Annotated in this window: 3 protein-coding genes; 1 reads left to right on the forward strand and 2 read right to left on the reverse strand. The window is 36.7% G+C overall.

Going from position 1 to position 2,049, the window contains the following annotated elements:
- A partial coding sequence (locus tag BALCAV_RS20705) for a hypothetical protein (RefSeq protein WP_040324334.1) occupies positions 1–349 on the reverse strand: 349 nt, incomplete at its 3' end.
- A gap of 182 nt (positions 350–531) precedes the next feature.
- Here BALCAV_RS20705 and BALCAV_RS20710 point away from each other — a divergent pair.
- Complete coding sequence (locus BALCAV_RS20710; RefSeq protein ID WP_052044431.1) at positions 532–1,188, forward strand: helix-turn-helix domain-containing protein; 657 nt, start codon at positions 532–534, stop codon at positions 1,186–1,188.
- Between the two features lie 733 nt (positions 1,189–1,921).
- Here the strand turns inward: BALCAV_RS20710 and BALCAV_RS20715 are convergent.
- Positions 1,922–2,049 (reverse strand): rhodanese-like domain-containing protein (locus tag BALCAV_RS20715; protein WP_040324106.1); only part of this gene is annotated, 128 nt, incomplete at its 5' end.

The raw sequence follows: 2,049 nt of genomic DNA on the forward strand, positions 1-2,049 counted from the left end.
GACAGAACGAGACTACATTGCTATCCACTCGCTTTTCCGATTGCTCCGCTTGATCCACAACCTTAACTGAATCCTCTTTAGTAGGCTCATCTTGCTTTTGCTCCGTTTTCATATTGCGAGCTTCTCGCGTTCTCTCGATAGCAGCAGCATTCTTAGGAGATAGAGCAAGGAAGCTAAGGACATTCAATGTGCTTTCGTCTGGACGGACGGAAACGCGCTCTTTTTCAAAACGTATGTATAGCCCTTGGGAGTCACTTCGTAGGACGCGTTCAATCTTTTTTCCACTAATGTAAATGCGGACCTTCTTGCCGATCATTTCTTCTACTTGCTCAGCGTGTCGAACATTCATGAAAGATTTCTCCTCTCGTTTCAGAAATTCTGATAGGTTTTGATATAACACTTTTGTTATGATTGTGTAAGTACGTTACCGCTTGTTAATTAAATAATACTCCATAAACGGAGTAAAAGCAATAGAAATATTCCGTTTATGGAGCAAAAAATAAAAAATACTACAGTAACGGAGTGATTAATGTGAGTTTTGGTAAAAGGTTGAGAGATTTAAGGGAGAGTAAGGATATTTCAATGGGTAAACTAGCAAAGGAGATAGGTTCCTCTTCTAGTAGAATTAGCGATTGGGAGAATGAAAAAACTCATCCTTCCTCCGTTTTCGTAGTAAAGATTGCGAACTTCTTCGGAAGGTCGACGGATTGGTTGCTAACTGGTGAGGAATACATAGGCCATTCTATTTCCGAAAATGGTAATATACTTACACAATCCGACATGCTAATAATCGACAAGGTTGTCGCTGGAAGTCGATTTAAGGAACCTGAAATGACGAAACGCGTCATGAAAAATGTCGTTTCTCACTTGCGGGCAGATAGTAATATAGAAGAGTTGGACGAGGATGATCTAATAGACTTATTAAAAATGGGAGCTGCCCTCTATGAAGATGGACACTCTCAAGATACCACTGCACCTTCAACTCAAAAATCTACTGAACTATCAGAAGAAGCTGAGGAATTAATTGAAATTTTTAATAGTTTAAGTGATAGGGATGCTCTTGAACTAATGACGATCGCAAGAATGAAACGTGATCTGACTGTCAGTCCTGTTAAAAGGGGAATGTCATCAAAGTCGACTTCAAAAACAGAGAACGTCACTCCTGCACCTGAAAAGAAACACGCTTAATTTTGTCTTAAAACGGTAAGTATTTTACCACTTTAAAAATCGTTAAAATTGCAACATGGTATTTTCGGAGATTGCTATAATAGAAGGAACGAAGGTTCCTGGTTGACAGCTTTCGTTATCCTTCCTTGTTGTGGGCCATCAATAGAAATGTTGGTGGTCCATTTTAATTACTTCTATAGAAGAAAGTCGCTAAAGAGCGCTACAACGAAATTAGCTTTCATTTCTCGTATCAACCTTCATTAAATCGCAAATTTGAACGTTCTACAAATCACTTATATTTATACATAAATATGAATATTATATACATAATTACTCAAAATGATAAAACCTTTTAAAAACTTCGCGTCGTCACTGTTTATCCCTTGATACATAAGGATTTGCGATGAGTAAGGAACCAGTTCCTTAGTTCCTTACTAAAAGTTCCTTACCTCAACACAGAATTCGTCTAATTTAAACATCCTTTTAAACGTATTTAAACGCTATATATCAAGGGTTTAAACGTTCTTAAACATTTGGTATTTAAAAAACGGTTTCCAGTCCATTTCGAACCGAAAACCGTAAAATTTCTCATTTTGATTAGTTTTTTATCACTTTGTTTTTTCTTCTCTCAAAATTCCTCTAACCCTTGATAACACTACATTTCTTTACGAGATTTCACTTCACTTTACGAGATATTACGCATCATATATATTTATCACTTTGCATGTCATAGTACACCGATCTCCTCCTAACGTTAGTTCCAAGCGCTCATACCGCCTTTTACGTTTGTAATTTTTTTAAAACCCATTTTCCTTAATACTTTTGATGCTTTATTGCTACGCATTCCACTCTGGCAAATAACTACAACTTCTTTCTCTTTTA

The organism is Alkalihalobacillus alcalophilus ATCC 27647 = CGMCC 1.3604 (genome assembly GCF_000292245.2).
Classification (GTDB): Bacteria; Bacillota; Bacilli; order Bacillales; family Bacillaceae_D; genus Alkalihalobacillus; species Alkalihalobacillus alcalophilus.